The organism is Actinoplanes sp. NPDC051411 (assembly GCF_040682075.1).
Taxonomy (GTDB): domain Bacteria; phylum Actinomycetota; class Actinomycetes; order Mycobacteriales; family Micromonosporaceae; genus Actinoplanes.
In genome coordinates this window covers 50,980-71,711 of sequence record NZ_JBFBAD010000021.1, presented here as the reverse complement: position 1 = coordinate 71,711, position 20,732 = coordinate 50,980, and the positions used below count along the sequence as shown (strand labels likewise).

16 protein-coding genes and 1 pseudogene are annotated in these 20,732 nt (G+C 69.3%); 9 read left to right on the top strand and 8 right to left on the bottom strand.

Translation table 11 applies throughout. The features are described from left to right. Positions 1-135: 135 nt before the first annotated feature. A complete protein-coding gene (locus tag AB0M88_RS14410; RefSeq protein WP_364100758.1) occupies positions 136-2,106 on the top strand; it encodes a PAS domain S-box protein in 1,971 nt (656 codons plus the stop codon). Positions 2,107-2,132: 26 nt separating this feature from the next. Here AB0M88_RS14410 and AB0M88_RS14405 read toward each other — a convergent pair whose 3' ends face one another. Further along, a complete protein-coding gene (locus AB0M88_RS14405; RefSeq protein ID WP_364100755.1) occupies positions 2,133-3,389 on the bottom strand; it encodes a protein kinase in 1,257 nt (418 codons plus the stop codon). Between the two features lie 211 nt (positions 3,390-3,600). On the opposite strand from AB0M88_RS14405, the gene AB0M88_RS14400 reads away from it, so the two are divergent. The 3 genes from AB0M88_RS14400 (at position 3,601) to AB0M88_RS14390 (ending at position 7,252) form a co-directional block, all read left to right on the top strand. After that, positions 3,601-4,743, top strand: coding sequence for a diguanylate cyclase (locus AB0M88_RS14400; protein WP_364100752.1), 1,143 nt, complete (start codon positions 3,601-3,603; stop codon positions 4,741-4,743). Between the two features lie 827 nt (positions 4,744-5,570). After that, entirely contained in the window at positions 5,571-6,557 is a 987-nt protein-coding gene (locus tag AB0M88_RS14395) for an aldose 1-epimerase family protein (RefSeq protein ID WP_364100749.1), read from the top strand. 209 nt (positions 6,558-6,766) lie between these two features. Next, positions 6,767-7,252: a hypothetical protein gene (locus tag AB0M88_RS14390; protein ID WP_364100746.1), complete on the top strand. Its 486-nt coding sequence runs from the start codon at positions 6,767-6,769 to the stop codon at positions 7,250-7,252. Between the two features lie 115 nt (positions 7,253-7,367). Here the strand turns inward: AB0M88_RS14390 and AB0M88_RS14385 are convergent, their stop codons facing one another. The 3 genes from AB0M88_RS14385 to AB0M88_RS14375 form a co-directional block, all read right to left on the bottom strand. Continuing rightward, positions 7,368-9,185, bottom strand: coding sequence for a glycoside hydrolase family 15 protein (locus AB0M88_RS14385; protein WP_364100744.1), 1,818 nt, complete (start codon positions 9,183-9,185; stop codon positions 7,368-7,370). A 5-nt stretch (positions 9,186-9,190) separates the two neighbouring features. After that, positions 9,191-10,243, bottom strand: a complete 1,053-nt coding sequence (locus AB0M88_RS14380; RefSeq protein WP_364100741.1) for a glucose 1-dehydrogenase — start codon at positions 10,241-10,243, stop codon at positions 9,191-9,193. 444 nt (positions 10,244-10,687) lie between these two features. Further along, complete coding sequence (locus AB0M88_RS14375; protein WP_364100738.1) at positions 10,688-11,707, bottom strand: SigB/SigF/SigG family RNA polymerase sigma factor; 1,020 nt, start codon at positions 11,705-11,707, stop codon at positions 10,688-10,690. Positions 11,708-12,253: 546 nt separating this feature from the next. On the opposite strand from AB0M88_RS14375, the pseudogene AB0M88_RS14370 reads away from it, so the two are divergent. Together AB0M88_RS14370 and AB0M88_RS14365 are read left to right on the top strand one after the other, a co-directional pair. Continuing rightward, a pseudogene (locus AB0M88_RS14370) lies at positions 12,254-12,967 on the top strand (sigma-70 family RNA polymerase sigma factor); the annotation flags it as partial. 528 nt (positions 12,968-13,495) lie between these two features. After that, on the top strand, positions 13,496-14,503 hold the full coding sequence (locus tag AB0M88_RS14365; protein ID WP_364100826.1) for a polyprenyl synthetase family protein: 1,008 nt from the start codon (positions 13,496-13,498) through the stop codon (positions 14,501-14,503). Positions 14,504-14,659: 156 nt separating this feature from the next. Here AB0M88_RS14365 and AB0M88_RS14360 read toward each other — a convergent pair whose 3' ends face one another. After that, on the bottom strand, positions 14,660-15,157 hold the full coding sequence (locus AB0M88_RS14360) for a hypothetical protein (protein ID WP_364100735.1): 498 nt from the start codon (positions 15,155-15,157) through the stop codon (positions 14,660-14,662). Positions 15,158-15,327: 170 nt separating this feature from the next. Continuing rightward, positions 15,328-16,290 (bottom strand): squalene/phytoene synthase family protein, encoded by a 963-nt coding sequence (locus tag AB0M88_RS14355; protein ID WP_364100732.1) that lies wholly within the window; start codon positions 16,288-16,290, stop codon positions 15,328-15,330. Positions 16,291-16,560: 270 nt separating this feature from the next. Between AB0M88_RS14355 and AB0M88_RS14350 the strand changes: the two genes are divergently transcribed. Continuing rightward, positions 16,561-16,701, top strand: a complete 141-nt coding sequence (locus AB0M88_RS14350) for a hypothetical protein (protein WP_364100729.1) — start codon at positions 16,561-16,563, stop codon at positions 16,699-16,701. A gap of 82 nt (positions 16,702-16,783) precedes the next feature. Further along, entirely contained in the window at positions 16,784-18,265 is a 1,482-nt protein-coding gene (locus tag AB0M88_RS14345) for a potassium/proton antiporter (RefSeq protein ID WP_364100726.1), read from the top strand. A gap of 67 nt (positions 18,266-18,332) precedes the next feature. Here AB0M88_RS14345 and AB0M88_RS14340 read toward each other — a convergent pair whose 3' ends face one another. After that, complete coding sequence (locus tag AB0M88_RS14340; RefSeq protein WP_364100723.1) at positions 18,333-18,767, bottom strand: response regulator; 435 nt, start codon at positions 18,765-18,767, stop codon at positions 18,333-18,335. A gap of 474 nt (positions 18,768-19,241) precedes the next feature. On the opposite strand from AB0M88_RS14340, the gene AB0M88_RS14335 reads away from it, so the two are divergent. After that, positions 19,242-19,934 carry a serine/threonine-protein kinase gene (locus AB0M88_RS14335; protein ID WP_364100720.1) on the top strand — a complete coding sequence of 231 codons (693 nt, stop codon included), beginning with the start codon at positions 19,242-19,244 and terminating at the stop codon, positions 19,932-19,934. Positions 19,935-20,085: 151 nt separating this feature from the next. On the opposite strand, the gene AB0M88_RS14330 is transcribed toward AB0M88_RS14335, so the two are convergent. Beyond that, entirely contained in the window at positions 20,086-20,697 is a 612-nt protein-coding gene (locus AB0M88_RS14330) for a TetR/AcrR family transcriptional regulator (RefSeq protein ID WP_364100717.1), read from the bottom strand. Between the last annotated feature and the right edge of the window lie 35 nt (positions 20,698-20,732).

Sequence of the window (20,732 nt, the reverse complement as noted above, 5' to 3'; positions counted from 1 at the left end):
GCTAGTCGGGCGGAACCTGTCATATCCCCCATCGGGAGAGGTTCGACTGCAACCTCAGCTCTGCGGGCGTGATGGTGATCAGCGCCTGGTGCGGCCGGACGCCGCATCCAGGCCTCCGCTCAGATCCGCGCATCGGTGTCCGATCTGATAGATGTGCCGGACCAGATCTTCCTGCTGGCAAATCTCGTCATCATGGTGGCCTACGCGGCGATCACGACAGCGATCGCCGTACCGGTCGCGCGAGCCGGACAGCTGCGCACGAACAAGCTGGCCATGGCCACGTCGATGATCTTCTTCAGTTGCGCGGTCGGGCACGGACTGCACGCGCTGACGGCGTACCGAAGCTTCACCCAGGCCGAAAACATGCCCGGGATGCATGGCGGCGGGATGGGCTACTCATGGACCTCGGCATTGTGGGACCTGCTTACCGCCAGCGTCGGCGTCTACTACTGGAGCCTGCGGCGCGGCTACGGCGTCCTGCTCGGTGAGGGCGCCATCTACGTCGATCCGTGGGGGCAGCACCGGCTGGACCAGGCCGCCGCGCGAGAACGGGCCGCCCAGGACGTCGCCGAAGCCCAGCGGGCCACCCTGGCCATCGTGGTCGAGCACACCGACGAGGCGATCGTCGGCCTGACCCCGGACGGCGACATCACGGCCTGGAACGCCGGCGCCGAGCGGATGTTCGGGTATCGGGCCGAAGAGGTCCTCGGCCGGCGGGCGTCGATGCTGGCCGAACCGATCGGCGCCGACCAGCAAACCGACATGCTCGCCCAGATCCGGCAGGGCACGCGGGCGATGTCATATGAAGCCCGGCGGCTGCGCAAGGACGGCACACCGGTCGACCTTTCCTTGACGCTCACCTCGATCCTGGATCAGGCCGGGACGGCAATCGGCATCTCGGTGATCGCGCGCGACATCACCGCGGAAAAGGAAGCCGCCGAGCGGCAACGCGCCATCGCGGAACGAAGCGAACGGGCGCAACGCATGGAGAGTCTGGGCAACTTGGCCGGCGGTGTCGCGCACGACTTCAACAACATCATGGCCATCATCGGCAACTACACCGACTTCGTGATCGAGGAGACCGCGGACAAGCCGCAGGTGCAGGCGGACCTGCATCAGGTCCGCACGGCAGTGGAACGGGCGACCAACCTGACCCGGCAACTGCTGACGTTCACCCGGGGCGACGCCATCCAGCCGCAGGATGTCGACCTCAACGCGTCGCTGGCCGACGTACAGGCGATGCTGGGCCGGACCATCGGCGAGCACATCAACCTCGTCACCGTCCCGGCCGCGCAGCCGCTCACGGTGCACGCCGACCCCGGCCAGATTCACCAGGTCCTGTTGAATCTGGCGGTCAACGCCCGCGACGCCATGCCCGACGGCGGGATCCTCGTCCTGGAGGCCAACACCGCCTCCCTGGACGGCAACGAACTCAACATGCAGCCGCCGCTGCCGGCCGGCGTCTACGCCCGGCTGCTGGTCAGCGACACCGGCGAGGGCATGTCGGCGGAGACCGTCGCGCACATCTTCGAGCCGTTCTATACGACCAAGCCGCGCGGAAGCGGCACCGGACTCGGACTCGCCACGGTGTACGGCATCGTCACCGAAGCGGGCGGCGGCGTCAACGTGTACTCCGAAGCCGGGATCGGCACGACCTTCCGGATCTACCTACCGCTGGTCACCTCGGCCGCCGGCGCGACGAGCACTGCCACCGCACCGCCACCACCACGCGGCGACGGTCGCACGATCCTGGTCGTCGAGGACGAAATCGCCCTGGCCCGAGTCATCACCCGCATCCTGAACAACAATGGCTACAAGGTGCTGACCGCCACCAACGGCACCGACGCCCTGAGCCTGTTCGATGAGCACGGTTGTGACGTGCTGCTGACCGACGTGATCATGCCCGAGATCTCCGGAACCCGCCTGGCCGAGCTGTTGACCGGCAAGCGGCCCGACCTGCCCGTGATCTACATGTCGGGGTACAGCAACGGGCTGCTCGGCAGCACCCATGTCATCGACGGCGACATCGCCTTCATCGAAAAACCCTTCACCGCCGACGACCTGCTGCGCAAGATCGCGGGCCTACGCCTACGGGCCAGCCTGTAGTCCGTGTACTGCGAGGTGGTGACCGTTCATTTTTTCTTGGGCTTCGGTGGCTTGGGTTTTTTGGCTTTCGGACCTTTCGACTTCCCTTTGCCGCCCGCTTCGGATTTCCCCTTCGGCGCGTGCGCCGCGACGGTCTCACTGCCTGCACGGCGGTTCACCGCCGGCTCGGCGACGGTCAGGCTCGGCGTGGACCGTACGGTGCCCGTGCCCCGCGGCGGCACAGTGGTCGGCGGCGCTGAGCTCGATGGTCCGGGTGTGGCCGGGCAGACGCCGGCGGTGCACACCGGCGCGGCCGCCGCCGCTGACCGGGCTGTGGGCGTGTCGGCCAGGGCCCACCAGCCGCCGCCGAGCGCCAGCAGCACGGCCGACGCGCCGGCCACGGCCAGTGCCCGGCGGGGTCGGCGGCCGGTGGCCCGGGCGAGGGATGCGGTCGGTTCGGCCGCCGTGCGCAGCAGCGCCGCCGGCGGCAGACCGGCGATCTCGCCGAGCGTCCGCGCCACCTCGCTCGAAGTGGGCCGCTCGCCGGGGTTTTTCGCCAGGCAACGCGCGACCAGCGTGCTCACTTCGGACGGCAGGCCGGGCACTACCGGCATCGGTGCCGGGCTCGCGTACACGTGAGCCTTCACCATCTGGGTGACCGTCGATGCGTTCCACGGCATCTGCCCGCACAGCGAGCGGTAGAGCAACAGGCCGACGGCGTAGACGTCGGTGGCCGGGCGCACCGGCGCTCCCGCGATCCGTTCCGGCGCGAGGTAGGCGGGGGTCCCGAGCAGCAGACCGTCGCGGCCGTCGACCTCGCCGACAGCCGCCGATATGCCGAAGTCGACAAGCTTGACACCGGTCGCGGTCACCATGACGTTGGCCGGCTTGATGTCACGATGCACGATCCCGGCGCCGTGCGCGGCCGCGAGGGCGGCACCGACCTGTGCGCCGACTACCACCGCCAGCCGCCACGGCAGTGCGCCCGCGGTGAGCAGGTCGGCCAGCGAGCGCCCGTCGACAAGTTCCATCACGACGTACGACAGCGTGCGACCGGCGTCGATGAACTCGCCGTAGTCGTAGACGGCGACCACATTGGCATGCCGCAAGCCGGCGGCCGTGCGGGCCTCGGCGCGGATCTGCCGGCGCAGCTCGGGATCACCGGCGAGGGCCGCCGAGAGCACCTTGATCGCCACCTCACGACCCAGCACGTCGTCGTCAGCGCGCCAGACCACCGACATTCCACCGTAACCCAGCCGCTCACGCAGCCGATACCGTCCCGCGATCAGTTGCCCGCTCTCCACGACAGAATGCTGTGCCCAATAGTTGCCCGCAGAAACGGGTGAATGCCCGCGAGCCTCCGGGCTCGGATGCCCGCACCCACACATCGAGTTCCTGACCGTCCTTGGCCCGTCCTCCCCCGGTGTCATCGGGCTTGCTCAGGTCGGCCCGCCGACAGCCGAACAGGAAGACGTGAGTGTCGTGCCCGGTCGTATGCGGAAGAACCTCACCGGAGTGATCCTCGAGGTTGATGACCTCGTACTCCAGGTGCTCGGCTTCGCCCGTGAGGACATGGTGGGCCACCGGTCGACCGACTTCATTCATGCCGACGACCATGAGCAAGCATTCTCGTCCTGGGTCCGGATGCTCGGCGACCCGCAGAAGCCGTACACGATTCAGGTGCGACACCGCACCGCTTCCGGTCGATGGCTCTGGGTCGAGGCGATCAACACCGTGGATACCGGCGACGAGGCCTCGGTGGAAACCGAGCTGACTCTGATCGACCGGCCGGCCGACGACCGAACGACGGTCAGTAGTCAGCTGCTGCGCCACCTCGCCGAGGCACTGCCGTTCGGGATTGCGCAGATCGACAGCGACCGGGCGATCGTTTTCAGCAATGGCAAGCTCGACGACGTCTGCGGCCAGGCCAACGGCGACCATCTCGACGATCGGTTCGGTCTCATTGTGGCCACTGACCTGCCGGTCCTGGATGCCGCGGTGAAGTCAGTCCTGGCCGGGGACGACAGCGAGATCGAGCTGTCGCTGAGCCATCCGCACCGCGGGGTACGCCGGTGTGCCATCATCCTGAGCGCCCTGGTCGGCCGTTCCGGCTACGGCACAACGGGCGCTCTGCTCTGCGTGACAGACATTACGGATGACGCGCGGCAACGGGCTGAGATCATTCGCCGAGCCGTCCAGGACGGTCTGACCGCATGTTTGAACCGAGCCGCCATCCTCGACGTTCTGACGACTGCTGTGGCTGGTTGCACCGACGCCGCTGGGGTAGCGGTCCTGTTCTTCGATCTGGATCGCTTCAAGCAGATCAACGACACGCACGGCCACGCCGCCGGCGATCATCTTCTGGTCGCCGTCGGCGAACGGCTACGCGACGGCAGCCGTGACGCCGACGTCGGACGGCTCGGCGGCGACGAATTTCTGGTCATCGCGCGCGGGGTACCGTCAGCGGAGCAGGCCGACCGGCTTGGTCAACGTCTCGCGCAGAAGGTGCGTCGACCGGTGAAGCTCCGCGACACCGTGATCCGACCGGCCATCAGCGTCGGTGTCGCCTGGTCGGCCGATCCGGCCGCTGACGCGAGCTCGCTCGTCGCCCAGGCCGACGCCGCGATGTACCGCGCGAAACGGCGCGGTGCCTCGTAGACCCGCGACCGGCTCGAAGCACCATCTGGCCTCGGCGTTCCAGGACGACTGCGCGCCCACGTTCACGCCCGCGACCACGATGTTGATCTCGCCACCACCCTGCGTGACCTCGACGATCCGCTTCAACGCGGCCACCACTCAGTCCATGTTCTTCTCGGCGAGGTCCAGGGCGGCGATGACCCGGCGGCCCTCCGGCTCGGAGAGGGCGCCGACAGACTTGGTGGGTCGCCGAGCGGCAGCACGCGAGGGACGCCCTCGGGGCAGCGGACGGTCCGGGCGGCGTCGAGGTCGCGCTCGGCGAACGACCGCGCGGACCCGCGCTCAGGTTGGACTAGCTCGTACCGATGGACATACAGCACCGAAGCGCTGTCCGCCGGCGACGGCAACCCGCTGACGATCCCCGCGGGCCCGAGGTGTTGGCGCGCGGGGAGAGTGAGGTGCTGACCATGGACCCTCTGCCAGGCGACCCGCACCGTCGCTTGTGGCCGGCCGCGCTGCCGGTGAGCGGCAGTCACTCAGATGCCGGACGATGTGGGCCAGCTGCTCGAGCCGCCGAGGCCGATTGACGGCGACGGCATCGGGTAGGCAGCCGGCGAAGGGACGGCAGCGGTGACAACCGGGCAGTTCGGGAGGATCTCCGTGGTCAAGCTGTGTCTCGGTCGCCTGAGGCATCGGCCTGGAACGGCCATGGCGTCGGCGGCGGACGTTTCGCCCTTCCACGGGCGGGTAGGCGGTGACCCGGGGATTCTATGTGACGTCCGCCGCTCCCAGCCGGCGGAACGGGTCGGAGCGTCCACGGCGGTCACGTCGAATTGACCGGTACGGGTATGACGTATCGCCCCTGGCATGGCCCGGGATCCCGGAACGCGCACGAAATCACGACAGCGGAGGGGACTCGTATGACTTTGGCGCCGTCAGGACGTCAGTTCGAGATTGCCGCGGGCCTGCACCGCGCGACGGTGGTGGAGGTCGGAGGCGGGCTCCGCAGTTACCATGTCGGGGATCGGGAGGTGCTGCAGAGCTACCCGGTCGAGGCGATCTGCGACGCGGCGCACGGTGCCCCGTTGATCCCGTGGCCGAACCGTCTCGGCGACGGCCGGTACCGGTTCGACGGCGTCGACCACCAGGTGGCCTTGAGCGAGCCGGAGAAGAACAACGCCATCCACGGTCTGATGCGGTGGCGGCCATGGGAGCCGGTCGAGTACACCGATTCCCGGGTCGTGATGTCCGCGACGCTGTTCCCGATGCCGGGATATCCGTTCGCAATCGACGTCCGGATCGACTATCGCCTGGGCGAGGACGGCCTGACCGTGACAACGACCGCGAGCAATGTCGGTGACGACGCGTGCCCGTACGGAGCCGGACAGCACCCGTACCTCTCGCCCGGCCGGGGTTCGATCGATACCTGCACCGTTCAGATGTCAGCCGATACCCGGATCCTCACTGATCCTGTACGCCAGTTGCCGACCGGCACCGAGAAGGTGGCGGCCACGGCGTTCGACTTCCGGACGCCGCGGATCCTGGGCGATCAGCACCTCGACGATGCGTTCACCGGCCTGACTCGGGGCCCGGACGGCCGCGCCTGGGTTCGCCTCACCGGTAACGACGGCCGCACCGTGTCCCTTTGGGTCGACGACAGCTACCCGGTCCTCGAGCTGTACACCGCCGACGCCCTGGCCGCGGGACGCCGCCGCCGGGGACTGGGCACCGAACCGATGACGTGCCCGCCGAACGGGTTCCAAAGCGGCGACCACGTCATCCGCCTGGAACCGGGCGCGTCGGTGACCACCACCTGGGGCGTGACGCTGGAATGACCCGACGGATTCGCCCGCGCCTCGGCTTCGGTGCCGGATGGCCCGCAGGTCACGTCTGATCTTTCTGCCCGCGACTGCTCGCCATCGGCACCGGAGCCGCCGAGGCTGACGACGCCACCGACGAGACCAAGGACGCGATCAAGGACCGTAACGAGATCCGGGGAGCGCGCCCCAGGGAACCCGCACTCCGACGCCCCCGTCCCATCGGCATGCGCAAAACTCACACAGCAGTCCTCGCCGCCGTGGTCGTCCTCGGCGCGATGTCCGGATGCGCCCGGCCGGACGCCGGCACCGGCCCCAATGCCTCCGCCGGCACGCCCGGCGCCTCCCGGCCGTCGGCAGGTGACGTCCTCCCCCTCGACTTCGCCCGCACCGGAGGTCTCGCCGGGCTGGACGCGCACCTCCACATCACCGACGACGGCCAGGTCACCGTCACGAACGACGGCGTGACCGGCAAGCCGAAAGTCCTCGATACCGGCCGCCTCGCCACCCTGAAGCGGGCACTCACCGAAGCTGCCCCGCCGAAGCCGGGCACCGTCGCGACGGCGGTGCGCTGCGCCGACGGGTTCAGATACCTGATCAGAACGCCGTCCTGGAGCATCACCGCCGACGATTGCGCCGCGCACACGCCGGCGTTCGACCGCGCGGTGGCGTTGCTGCTACCTCTCCTCCAGGCTCGTGCTTCCAGCCCGTGAGTCCGATCCGGCCTGCGCGCTGAGCGCAGGACACTGGCCGCCGCCGGCTTGGACGATGTTCCGCACTTTCGTGAGCCGCGCTGCGGACCTCCGAGAGTCCGTACAGGTCTGGCCGTCACCGCGTCCTCGGGCGGGTCCGTTGGCCGTCGGGATCGGCTGACGTCCGGGTCGACGCGCCGCTGAGCAGCCGCGCCGAGTTGACCAGTCCGACGAGGCTGAACGCCTGCGGAGTGTTGCCGAGCTGCCGCCCCGACGACGGGTCGTACTCCTCGGAGAGCATGCCGACGTCGTTGCGCAGGGCGAGCAGACGCTCGAACATGCGCTCGGCCTCGTCCCGGCGGCCGACCGAGTGCAGGGCGTCGACCAGCCAGAAGCTGCAGGCGAGGAACGCGCCCTCCGTGCCGGGCAGGCCGTCGACGTTGTCGTGTTCGGGCCGGTAGCGGAGTACGAAGCCGTCCGGGCACAACTCGCGCTGCACCGCCTCGACCGTGCCGATCACGCGGGAGTCCGTCGCGGGGAGGAAGCCTACGCGCGGGATGAGCAGCAGCGCCGCGTCCAGGGCAGCGGAACCGTACGACTGGGTGAAGGTATGGCGATCCGCGTCGAATCCCTTGTTGCAGACCTCGGCGTGGATGTCGTCGCGGATGCGGCGCCAGTGGTCCGCCGGTCCGTGCAGCCCGTGGTTCTCGACTGCGCGGACCGCCCGGTCGAAACCCGCCCACGCCATGACCTTGGAGTGCACGAATTGCCGCCGGTCGCCGCGTACCTCCCAGAGGCTGTTGTCGGTCCGGCGCCAGTTGCCCTCGAGAAAGTCGAGCAGCGCGCGTTGCAGATCCCAGCCGGCATCGCTGGCGGCGACGCCGGCCTCGCGGGTCAGATGGAGGCCGTCCAGAACCTCGCCCCAGACGTCCAGTTGGAGTTGCCCGGCGGTAGCGTTGCCGACCCGGACCGGGGCGGAGCCACGAAAGCCGCCCAGCCAGTCGAGGGTGTATTCGTGCAGGCGACGGGTGCCGTCCAGCCCGTACATGATCTGCAGATCGGCCGGGTCGCCGGCGACCGCCCGCAGCAGCCACTCCCGCCATGCCTTCGCCTCGGCGACATATCCGGTGCCCAGCAGCGCCTGCAGCGCGAACGTGGCGTCCCGCAGCCAGCAGTAGCGGTAGTCCCAGTTGCGGGGACCGCCGAGCTGTTCGGGAAGTGAGGTGGTGGCGGCGGCGAGAATGCCGCCCGTCGGAGCGTACGTCAGCGCCTTGAGCAGAATCAGCGAGCGACGGACCGCCTCGGGCCACCGGCCGTCGTAGTCGCAGCGCGCGATCCAGTCCCGCCAGTACCGGTCGGTGGTGGCCAGCGCCTCGACGGGGTCAACCGGGCGCGGCCGGGGTAGGTGTGACGCCTGATAGGTCAGGACGAACGGCACCCGCGCCCCCGCGCGTACGGTGAAGTCCGCGACCGTGGTGTGATCGTGGCCGTGCAGCGGGATGTCGGTGCGCAGCCAGACCGCGTCGGGACCGGCGATGGCGGCCAGGTCCGGTTCCTGCCGGCGGACCCAGGGCACGACGTGGCCGTAGTCGAAACGCAGAACCAGGTCCATGCGCATCGGCACGGTACCGGACAGTCCCTCGACGAGGCGGACGACGTCGGCGGCTTCTCCGCGCGGCGGCATGAAGTCGACGACCCGCACCGCACCTTCAGAGGTCTGCCACTTGGTCTCCAGCACCAGCGTTTCGCCCCGGTAACGCCGGGTGGTGGCGGCGCTCGCGCCGGCGGGAGCGATCCGCCAGTGCCCGGCGGACTCTTCGCCCAGCAGGGCCGCGAAGAAGGCGGGCGAGTCGAAGCGAGGCAGGCAGAGCCAGTCGATGGCGCCGTCGCGGCCGACGAGGGCGGCCGATTCCAGGTCGCCGATGAGCGCGTAGTCCTCGATGTGTCCCGGCATGCCCGTCACGCCGTCAGGTCGACGACGACCTTGATGTCGTCGGTACGGGCGGCCAGGGCCTCGGTGAAACCCTCGAGCGGAACCCGCCGGGTGACCAGCCGGGACAGCCAGTCCACGTCGGCCTTCGCCAGGGCATCGGCCGCCGCGGCGTAATGACCCAGGTTGGCGTTGACCGAACCCACGACGACGTCGTTTTCCAGGACCATGTCCCGGTTCGCGGCGCCGACGTCCACCGCGATCTTCCGGCCGACCGGCGAGACGCCGGTCAGGCAGACGATCCCGTACGACGCGGTACCCGCCATCGCCTCGAAGACCACACGGGACACCCCGGTGGCCTCGATGATGACATCCGGCTCGGCCCGCGCCGTTACGTCATCCACACCCGACGAGTGGTACTGCGCGCCGAGGGCCTTGACGGCCTCCGGCTTCGGCCCGTCGGTGGCGATGTCCAGCACATGTACGTCCAGGCCCCGCTGCACGCCGAGCAGTGCCGCGAGCAGCCCGATCGGTCCCGCACCGGTCACCAGGACCCGCTTCGGCTCGAACCACGCGCGAGCGCCGATCTTCTCGACCTGCTCCCACGCCTTGGCGACCACGGTCGTCGGCTCCATGAGCACGCCCACGTGCTCCAGCCGGGGGGCTAGCTTCACCGCGTAATCGGTCTCGACCGTCCACAGCTGGCTCCCGTACCCGTCGACCTCTTTGATGCCCCGCTCGACGTACTGGCCGTTGCGGCACATGTCGAACTCGCCGTGCGCGCATGCGCCGCAGGGCACCGGGTCGGGCCGGCGCACCACGCCTACAACCAGGTCACCGGGCGAGAACCCGGAGCCCGCCGGGGCGGTCCGCACCCGGCCCAGCGACTCATGACCCAGCACCAGCCGATCCCGGCCGGGCGGCGCCCAGCCGTACTCCCCTGCCACAATCTCCCGATCGGTGCCGCAGATGCCCAAGGCGAGACCCTCAACGAGCATCTCCGCGGGGCCGGCCTGCGGGACGGGAACGTCTCGGACCTCGGCCGAATTCTTAGCCATCGGTTGGACGGTCAACGCACGCAAGGCGAGCTCCTCAGCGGGACGGGTGGACCAGTTCGGGGGCGTCGGTGCCCAGCGGCACCGCCGGGCCGGGCACCAGGGCCGAGGTGCACGGCGGGACGGGAGCCGGCGGCGGTGAACAGCCAGTTGGTCGCCGAGCGGACCCGGTTGGCCGGCAGCGCCGTCCGGTCGTAGCTGCGGGCCACCACCCGAGGGCCGGTAGGCCGGACAGCGGGACGTGCAGCGGGTTGGCCGCGGCGTGCCAGCCGCCGAGATCCACGACGAAGGCCCGGCATGTCCCCTCCTGTCTGCCGTCGCTTCCGGGAGCCGTACCCGCGTCCGCGATCGGGAAACGGCTTCGGCGCGGCGGTCGCCGTCGGAGACTTCCGCTGATCGGGCGCTCACCTGCTCGCGTGCGGTGCGACGGGTGAGACCTGATCCTCCGGGCGGCGGCCGAAACTCTGACGTTTACACCGCCGTACGGAAAAGGTGTTTGAGCCCGGTCACCGCCAGCACCTGACGCACGAGGGGATTTGCGCGAGTCAGTTCCAGGATGATGCCGGCCGAGCTGGCAGCTGAGGCGACATCAGCCAGCGCGGCGACGCCGGCCGCATCGATGACCGGGACCTCGGCCAGGATTACCAGGATCTTCTTCGGCCGTACAGTCTCGATCGCATGGGTCAGGTTGAAGCGGAGCCGCCCTGCGGTGTCGCGGTCCACTTCGCCGCGCACCTCCACGGTATGGGTGTCGTCCACGGAACGAGCCCGCATCTCGAACCGGCTGATTCCCACGGCGAAGGAGCGGGGCGGTGTCACGTCGCCGAGCATGGCCTCACGCATCCACCCGAGGGCACGGTTCAGCAGTCGCGACACGTGCATCTGGGAGATCCCGAGTTCGGTCGCGATCTGGGCCTGGGTCAGATTGCCGAAGAACCGGAGGGTCAGAATGTGACGTTCCCGGGCGGGGAGGTGGTCGAGCAGCGCAGCAAGGGTGATCTTGTCAGCCACCAGGTCCAGCTGTCCGTCATGCTCACCGAGCGATTCTCCGATGGGGATGCCTGTTTCCTTACCCGGCGCCGGCGCATCGAGTGACGCCGGCGAGTAGTTCGCGATCGACTCGAGGGCTTCTGCGACCGCTCCCGGTGCCACGCCGATCTGGTCGGCGATCTCCGCGACGGTGACGCTCCGCCGCAGCTGCGCGCTCAGATCCGCCGACACGAGACGTACCTGCAGGCCGAGATTCTGGACGCCCCGAGAGACGTGCACCCCCCAGGTGGCATCGCGGAAGTGCCGTTTGATTTCGCCGTCCATCGTGGTGAGCGCGTAGGCCGTGAAGGAGCCGCGGGCGGGGTCGTATCGGGCGATCGCCTTCACCAGGCCGAGCCGGGCGACCTGCACCAGGTCGTCCAGGGGCTCGCCCCGGCCCCGATACCGCCGTGCGATCCGGCCGGCAAAGGGCAGGCAGTGTCGGGTCAGCGCCTCACGCATACGGACACGCTGACGTGAGGACGCCCCGGCGAAACCGTCGGCATATGCCCGCGCGACGGAATCGAGGTCACCGAGTCGTTGCGGGAATCTTCCCTGTTCGTCAATTCGTGTCATCAATGGCCCCTATTTTTTGACCCTACGAAGTTACCCAGAGTGATCGGAATCGTGTTGATCGGCGCCACTGAATACCATCGCCCGTCGTTTCAAACACGCGAACAGGCGCTCTTTGCAGAGCCCTTCGGACTGCGCGGCGGGAGCGCGGACAGGCCGGCGGAAGCGACTCCAATAAATCCGGGATAACGGTGCTTTGGAGGTTTTCCCGTCATGAGAAGCCGGGCATATCGATCCCCGCTGTCCCTGGTCGCCGCGCGCGTACCCGCTCTTCATCCGCTCTGAGCACCCCTTCGCTGTGACGCAGCGTGAGATGCGCCGGCTGGGTCCTCGGACGCCGTTCCGGCTTTACTCCCGAAAATTCCCGCCTCGAGAAATTGATGGTTTGAACCGTGGCAATGGGGTAAGCGCGCGGTCCTCAGGGGAGGCACAATAATGTGGAATCAGCGTTACCGGCCCGGCGCACCGCAAACTGCGTCGAAGACCCGAGCCGCCGCCGAGTTGATCGGTGAGCTGTGCGGCCTTCCCTGCAGTCACCCGCGGCGGGTCGCTGTGAGGCAGCAAGCAATCGTGGCGTGGCTCCCCCTGGCCGAGCGAATAGCGCGGCGGTACTCCCGCGACCCGGGACAGGCCGACGATCTCCGGCAGACGGCCGCACTTGCCTTGATCAAGACCATCGACCGGTTCGACCCCGCGGTCGGTGATGATTTCGCTGCCTACGCCGTCGGCAAGATTTCCGGGGAGCTGAAGCGTTACTTCCGGGACCACGGGTGGGCGGTCCGCGTGCCTCGGCGGATGCATGACCTGTACCTGATCGTGGAGGAGGCCCGCAGCCGCCTCGCGCAGTCGCTGGGACGCCCGCCGACGATCGCCGACATCGCGGCGGATCTCGACATCGCGGACGACGATGTCCTGGATGGGCTGCAAGCGGCACGAGGCCGCCGGGCAGCGCCGCTGTCGACACCGCTGCTCATGGACGGCGAACTGCAGTTGGGCGACGTCATCGGCGGCGAAGACGACGGCTACGAGAAGGTCGACAACCACCTGGATCTGGGCGAGGCCCTGGCCGAGCTGACCGAGCGCGAGCGACACATCATCTGCCTCTATTACTACGGAAACCACACTCAGGCGGAGATCGCCGAGCGGATCGGTGTCTCTCAGATGCACACCTCGCGATTGTTGCGGGCCGCGCTGACCAAGCTGCGCGGCCTCCTGCGGACTGAGGCGGATCGTCACCCTTCGAGCCGCCCGCAGCCGGCCCGCCCCAGCAGGCATCGGCCGGAGCAGCGAGGGGACCACGACCTCCGGGGCGCGTCGCCGCTACGTGCGGACGGCGCCGCCCACCGATCGGCCGAATCGGAGATGAAGGGAGTAAACGGCCCTGGTTCGGGTAGGTCACGCCCGCTCCCGGCGAGCGAGTCGCAGACATCCCTTGCGGGGGAGGCACCGTTCGACCGGAAAGCGCGCCGCGGTTCCCGGCAGGGGGTGCCTGGAACACGGCGGACGGGTGGGCCGAGAAGCCCCCCGGGCGGCGGCTTCCTTGACGCCGACAGGAAGCTGCCGCCCACTCCGGCTCCGGATCCGATGCGCCCGGCTCACCGATGGGAGTCTGCGGCGCCCCGGCATCCCGTTCTCGATCCGGCACCTTCAGGTTCGATGATGAGAGGTTGTGCCACCATGACGCCGGCGTCCACCTTGAGCATGCCGGAGCTGCGTTGTCACGTGCAGCCGGCGATGCGCGCCGCGCTGGACCGGCTCGACCGGATGAACCGGCTCGTGGCGGGTTACCAACTCGGGTTCTGGAACGCCGACGGCTCACCCGCACTTCCCGGCGGCAAGGAGTTGCCGGCCTGGCTGGCGCTGCTGGCGGCGAGGGCGGCAGGCGGCCGGTACAGCTCCGGCGTGCCGGCCGGGGTCGCGGTCGAGTTCGTCCACAACTTCTCCCTCATCCACGACGACGTGATGGAGGGAAACCCGCAACGACACGGCCGGCCCACCTCGTGGGCGGTCTTCGGAGTGGGACGCGCTCTTCTCGCGGGAGACGCGTTGCTGGCTCTGGCCGCGGAGATTGTCGCCCCCGCGGACCGCGGGACCGCGGCGGTCCAGCGGCTCGGGGGTGCCGTCCGCCGGCTGACCGCGGGACACGCTGCCGAACTCGATATCGAACAGCGCGAGAGCCTCGATCTGGACGAGTGCCTGGGAATCGCGGCGGACAAGACCGGAGCGTTGCTCTCCTGTTCGGGCGCCCTCGGCACGTTGGCCGGCGGCGGTCCGCCTCAGCTGGTCGAAAAGATGGCGTCCTTCGGCGGTCACCTCGGCGTCGCGGTCCAACTTGTCGATGACGTACTGGGCATTTGGGGAGATGTGCAGGTGACGGGTAAGCCAGCCGGCGCCGATCTGCGTGCGGGCAAGCGGACCCTTCCGGTCGTCCGGGCCGCGATGGGCGATCCGTTCACCGCTCGGGCCGTCTCGGAGTTCTACCGTCGGCGCTCCCCGCACTCGGCCACCGACGTGCAGCGCATCGCCGACCTCGTCGAGGCGGCCGGGGGCCGAGCCTGGGCTGGCGATCAGGCGTGGCGCGAGGCCACCGCCGCCCTCACTGCGCTTCACGGCGCAGCCATTTCCGCTGCCGCGCGCAGCGATCTGCACAAGTTGGCCGAGTTCGTGGTTGAGCAGGGCCGGTGACAACCGAGTTCTGGTGAGTGCCGCCGGCACCGGGGCCAGGGCAGCGGCGAAACCGCCCCGGCGCCGATCAGATCGGTTCTTTTTCACAGTCGCCGCCCGGCCGGATCGCCAGTGGAGCATGGCTGTTCCGGCTAACGCGATCGGCTCCCAGAGCACTCATCGCGGCCGCGATGTCGTCGGTGCCCCACAGAGCCGGTCGCCGGCCTCACACCATTCCACGATGCCGTCCGCGACCGTCGGGAGCGCGCGTAAGGCGGCCCGCAGTCCCGCGATGCCGCCTCGCCACGACGATCCGGCCGAACTGCTGCTCGCGACGACCCGTACGCAGGCGGCCCGGCCCGCGATTCGGCCGCTCAGAACCCAGGCCGATTCCCGGTCGGCGGCAAGGACCCCGGCCATCGCCAGCCGCTCCCGGGCGTTGGGGTCCGCTATCCGGTCGGTGCTGATCACAGCGCCCAGGTGGACCCGCAGACCGCGCCGGATCAGAGCGCCCGCCAACATCGGCGCACCCGGAAGCAGCCGGGTCGCCGGGACCGGCCCTTCGGTGAGAGCGTCGGCCCGCACCCGGTCGGCGACGACAATGTCGCCGGGCTGCAGGTCGGGTGCCAGCGCAACGCCGATCCCCGCCAGCACGACGGCGGGGCTGCTGCGCACCTCCTGGCTGGCGCCGGCGCGTCGCGCCCGCCAAGGACCCGTGCCGATATGCCGTACCTTCAGCCCGGCAGCGTCGAGCCGCCTTTCGAGCCCGCGGCGCAGAGCCACTGCCTCCAGGTGCATGGGCGCCACGACTGTGCCCGCGGGACAGGACCCGAGGATTACAGGTGTCATGCCGACTGCCTCAGCACCGCTCGGCCGGTGGTCCAGAGCCTCCGCCGCACCGGCAACGACGGGTGAGACGACGTGACGGTCAGGGGGTCGGCAATGATCTGCCGGAGCAGGTGGTGGTGGAGCGCGTGCAGACCGGCAACGTAGGCCGCGGCGCGCCGGTCGAGCATGGGCACCAGGCCCGCACCTTCTCGGTACCACCAGTCGGCCCGGAACGCCTCAAATTGAATCAGCGACATGAGTCGGCCGGGCGGATCGAGAAACCCTCGCCGGCCCAGTTCCAGGGTGCAGCCGAAGCGGTGCAGATCCTCGGCGGGCAGGTAGATTCGGCCCCGTCGGCGGTCCGTACCAAGGTTCCGGAGAATCTCGGTGAGCTTCAATGCCACGCCCAGCGCGTCGGCGCGTGCCCACGCCGTACGAGTTTGCTCGCCGCCGCAGACGGCGAGCGCGAGCCGGCCGATAGCGCCCCCGGTGCTGTGGCAGTAGAACAACAGATCGCTCGCGTCGTCGATGCGCGACTCCTCGACGTCGGCCCGATGGGCGGCGATCATCTCGTCGAAGGCCGCCAGCGGAATCGGGGTCTTCGCCGCGGTGTCGGCCAACGCGGCGAGTACCGGGTCGGTCTCGTCGGTCGGCGGCTGCCGCAGCGACATGCGTATGGAGTCCAGTTCCGCCTGCCGCTCCTCGACCGGACGGTGGCTGTGAGCCGCCCGCACGATACGCCGGGTGACGGCGTAAATCACGCTCAGGGCGCGGCGGTTGCCCGGCGGAAGCAGGCGAAGCCCGTGAAAAATCGCCGGCACGTCGTCGCGGAGCAGCCTCTCGCACGTCCGGTAATACGGCCTGGGATCGGCGATGCTCCGTTCCTGATCCTCCTCGGGCTCGTCGGCCCGTTCCGCATCCTCATTCTCATTCTCCTCGGGTGGCACGTTCTCATCTTCGGTGGATACAGACTGGTCCATGGGGGTAGACCTTCCATCTTCGAAGTACGTCGGGCCGACACCCGACGACTGGCTACAGCGCCCCCGTCAGCAGGCCTGCGGGCGACGACAGCAACAGCAGGGAGACCCGGCGATTCCGGCCGGGCCTGAGGCGGTACGCGGAAACGCGGCTTCCGGCCGTTCACCAGGAACCCTCCCTTCAGGGGCGGCGTCCGCCCCCACACGATGCGCGCCCGCCTCCCCCTCCCGGTGGTGCCTTAAACCTCGACTTCGGACAGTGGAGTGCCAATCTTGAAACCCACAACCCATGCCGGGAACTCCCCGCTGGGAACCGCCGGCCCGGGCGGCCCGGCCGTGCCAGGCGGCCTCGCCATCGTCCTGGTGCTGGCCGCATTCGTCGCCTTCCGCCGCCGCGACCTGCCGCAACGCTGACAGCACCCCCGTCCGGGGCGCAGCGCCAACCCACCGGACGCCGTACGCATACTTCCGACGAATCCGGCTAGCGTGACCCCTCGTGAAGGGTGTCGAGTCTTTCGGCTGGGTCGTGCTCGGGGTGTCGTTGGTCGTTGTGGTGACCATCCTGTCGAACCGGATCAGTGACCGGATCCGGATCCCCGCTCCGGCGCTGTTCCTGGTCGGCGCGGCCGTGGCGTCCGACCTGTTTCCCTCGCTCGCCTCGATGCGGGTGCAGACGGTCCAGAACGTGGTGACCGTCGCCCTGATCATGATCCTGTTCGACGGTGGGATGGGCCTCGGCTGGCGTCATCTGCGGCCGAACGCCGGGGCAGTGCTCTGGATCGGCGTGGCCGGGACCGCGGTCACCGCGGCCGGTATCGCCGCGTTCGCCCATTTCGGGCTGGGCTTCGGCTGGCAGGTGGCCTTGCTGCTGGGTACCGCGCTGTCTCCCACCGACCCGGCCGTCGTGTTCTCCGTACTGGGCCGTCGCGAGATCGTCGGGCGCTCCGGTGTGCTGCTGGAAGGCGAGGCCGGGGCGAACGATCCGGTCGGCATCGCTCTGATGGCGGTGCTGGTGGGCGCCGCCGGGCTCAGCGGCGGCGACGCGGTGGTGCACGGCCTGGTCGAGTTCGTCCGGCAGATGGCGATCGGCGGTGTGGCCGGGGCGGCCGGTGGCTGGCTGCTGCAGCGCCTGATGCGCCGGTTGCCGCTGCCCAGCGAGGCGCTGTACCCGCTCCGGACACTGGCGTTCGCCGGTGCGGTCTACGGTCTGGCCACCGTGGCCGGCGGCTCCGGCTTCCTGGCTGTCTTCGTCGCCGGGATCGTCGTGGGTGACGCCAACGCACCGTACAAGCGGGAGATCGAGCGGTTCCACAGCGCCGTCGCGAGCCTGGCCGAGGTCGTCGCGTTCGTGGTGCTCGGCCTGACCATCTCCCTGCGCGACCTGCCCAAGGTTCACGCGTTGTGGCCCGGCCTGATCATCGCGGTCGTGCTCACCCTCCTCGTGCGGCCGCTGCTGGTCGGCCTCGTCTCGCTGCCCGTACGGCTGCGCGCCGGCGAGCGGATCTTCGTACTCTGGGCCGGCCTCAAAGGCGCCGTGCCGGTGTTGCTGGGCACCTTCGCCTTCACCGCCGGCATCCCGGGCGCCCAGCGCATCTACGAGATCGTCTTCGTCGTGGTCACGTTCTCGGTCGTCGTCCAGGGCGGCCTCGCCCCCACCGTGGCCAAGTGGGCGAAGGTACCCATGCGCAGCACCGAGCTGGAACCGTGGGCGCTCGGCATGCGCTTTCGGGAGGAACCCACCGGCCTGCACCGCTACCGGGTCGCCGCCGGCTCGACCGCCGACGGCAGCACCATCGCCGACCTGCCCCTCGGCGAAAACCTCTGGATCAGCATGATCAACCGCGACGGCCGGCTGGTCCAGGCCGCGCCGAACACCGTCCTGCACGCCGGCGACGAAGTCCTCGCGCTCGCCGACACCGAGACCGACACCGACGGCAGTGATCCCGGCCGCATCTTCACCGCCGCACCCGAGGACTGAGGGCGGCACGCTCCGAGATCACCCCGGCGGATCCGCGGCGCCGGGCACGGATAGTTGATCGCTGCGATCAATCCCGCCGACGTACCTCGAAGCCGAACGAGGCCTGAGATCGAACGATCTCGGCCAAGGCTTCGAAGTCGACCGGCTTACGGGCATAGCCCTGCACCGGCAAGCCTTGTCCGCGCAGAATCTGCTCGGCGACCGGCGAGTCGGCCAGCAGGATCACCGGTGTGCCGGCGGTCACCGGATCGGCGCGCACCTTGGCCAGGAATGCCCGGCCGTCGCGACCGGGCAGGTTGAGATCGAGCAGGATCAGATCGGGCCGGCCGGGAGCGCGATAGGGCGCCGATCCGTCGAGGTACGCGGACGCGGTCGCGACGTCGCGGACTGCGTGCAGGGTGTTCAAGACGCGATGTGACTCGAGGATCTCGCGCAGGAACAGTTCATCGGCGACGTCGTCCTGCACGAGCAGGAACTCCGCCGCCCGTCCGCCGCTTGTCATCCGTCCTCCGCAAAAGATGCAACGGTGCACATGATGCCGCCTCGGCGGCGGTCAAAACAAGCGGGTAGTGCCACAGGATCGCGCACGGAAAAGCGGAAAACCGGAGCGGCACTCGCTGCCCAGGGTCATGAATGATTCATGGTTGCACCTGAATCGGCTCGCTGAGACCAGCCGGAGTGTCGCACAACCGTCACGCGATCGCGGAACTCCCGCCGCATCCGCGACCAACGATTGCCAGGATGCCCAATCGCCGGAGCTCATATGTGCGGAGGTGTGAATCATGACGCTCGCCGGGCGCTACCGCCTCGGAGACGAGATCGCCCGCGGCGGCATGGCTACAGTGCACCTCGCGACCGACACCGTCCTGAACCGACCCGTAGCCATCAAGGTGGTGACACCCGAGCGGTCCAACAACTACAGGTACCGCGACGCGGTGCGCCGCGACGCACTGAGCGCGGCCCGACTGACCCCAATGTGGTCCGCGTCTTCGACTACGGCGAGATGGAACGAGGCGGCCACTACCTGCCGTTCGTCGTCATGGAATTCCTCCCCGGCCGATCGCTGGCCGCCCACCTTCACGACACCGGCCCGCTGACGTGGCACGACGCCGCGCGCATCTGCATGGACATCGCCTGCGCCCTAGCGGCCGCGCACCACCACAACGTCGTTCACCGCGACATCAAACCAAGCAACATCATGCTTGCTCCCGCCGGCCCCAAAGTCGTCGACTTCGGCGTGTCGGCTGCTCCCGGCGAGTCCTCGATCGGCGACGACGGCCGGGTCTGGGGAACGCCCGCCTATTTCGCCCCGGAACAAATGCGCGGCGAAGCCGCCGGACCGGCAGCCGACATCTATGCACTGGGCCTGGTCCTGCACACCTGTCTGACCGGTCGCCCGGCCTGGACCGGCCACACCTTCCGCGACGTCGTCGTCTCCCGCGCCCTCTCACCGCTCCCCCGGCTCCCGGACCACTGCGACGTACCCGAACAGGTTGTGGCCGTTCATCGCCGCCGCCTGATGCCACAGCCGCGGAAACGCCCGTCGGCCCGCGAGGTCGCCCGCTTGCTGCACGACGCAATCACCCCGACGAGGGGCGAACAAAACAAAGCCGGCGGCTTCCCGTGGGTGAGGAACGCCGTTCTCCGAGTCGCAGGAGCGCAATCGTGATGGCGAGCTTCGTTCTCGCCTGACTCACCGCTGGATTCCTTGCCCGCCGTCCTGCTCGCTCCGTTGTTCTTCGCCGGCGTCGGCGTCGCGGTGCTGACGTTCGGTACCGGCAGGCCGGCCAAGGGACGCCGCTGATACCGCGGTGCCGGCGTCAGCCGTTCCCGGCGGCCGGCCGGTTCAGGAGAAGGCGCATGACGCCGTCGCGGTAGGCCGCTCCCGCGTCGTCCCGGCTCATCCGGCCCGCTGCGACCTCCTGCCCCGCGGCGTGGCCGAGGGCGATGACCGCGGCGACCGCCCACGACTCCGGTGAGCTCGTATCGAACACGCCGGTCCGCCGGCCGCGACGGATCAACTCGATCAGTTGGGCGGTGACGGGTTCGTGACGCTCGTTCTCCTCGGCGGCCGGCGCGGCCTCGGCGATCACGGGACTGAGCAGGACGGGATAACTGTCGATGATGTTCCAGGTCGCTCGCAGCCATCGTCGTAGTGCTTCGTCGGCGGGCGGGGTCGTCAGGTCGAGCGCGGCCAGGCCGGCCGCGGTCTCGGCGGTCAGACGCTCGAGCACTGCGCCGACCAGAGCGCTGCGCGACGGAAAGTGGGCGTACACGGTCTGCCGGACGACACCCGCGGCCGAGGCGATGTCCTCGATGCTCGCATCCGGGCGCCGGCCCAGCAGGGCGATGGCCGCGTCGAGAACGGCGCCGCGGCTGCGGTCGGCGTCGGTCCTCCGCTTGCGAACTCGGCGCGCCTCGGGGTCAGCCACGGTTGCCAAGCCTAAGCCGCCCTCTTATCTTAGAC

Excerpts from the sequence above, each read along its gene's own strand:
- AB0M88_RS14395 (WP_364100749.1), top strand. The coding sequence starts at position 5,571 with ATGACGTATCGCCCCTGGCATGGCCCGGGATCCCGGAACGCGCACGAA.
- AB0M88_RS14390 (WP_364100746.1), top strand. The coding sequence starts at position 6,767 with ATGCGCAAAACTCACACAGCAGTCCTCGCCGCCGTGGTCGTCCTCGGC.
- AB0M88_RS14385 (WP_364100744.1), bottom strand. The coding sequence starts at position 9,185 with ATGCCGGGACACATCGAGGACTACGCGCTCATCGGCGACCTGGAATCG.
- AB0M88_RS14375 (WP_364100738.1), bottom strand. The coding sequence starts at position 11,707 with ATGCGTGAGGCGCTGACCCGACACTGCCTGCCCTTTGCCGGCCGGATC.
- AB0M88_RS14365 (WP_364100826.1), top strand. The coding sequence starts at position 13,496 with ATGACGCCGGCGTCCACCTTGAGCATGCCGGAGCTGCGTTGTCACGTG.
- AB0M88_RS14355 (WP_364100732.1), bottom strand. The coding sequence starts at position 16,290 with ATGGACCAGTCTGTATCCACCGAAGATGAGAACGTGCCACCCGAGGAG.
- AB0M88_RS14340 (WP_364100723.1), bottom strand. The coding sequence starts at position 18,767 with ATGACAAGCGGCGGACGGGCGGCGGAGTTCCTGCTCGTGCAGGACGAC.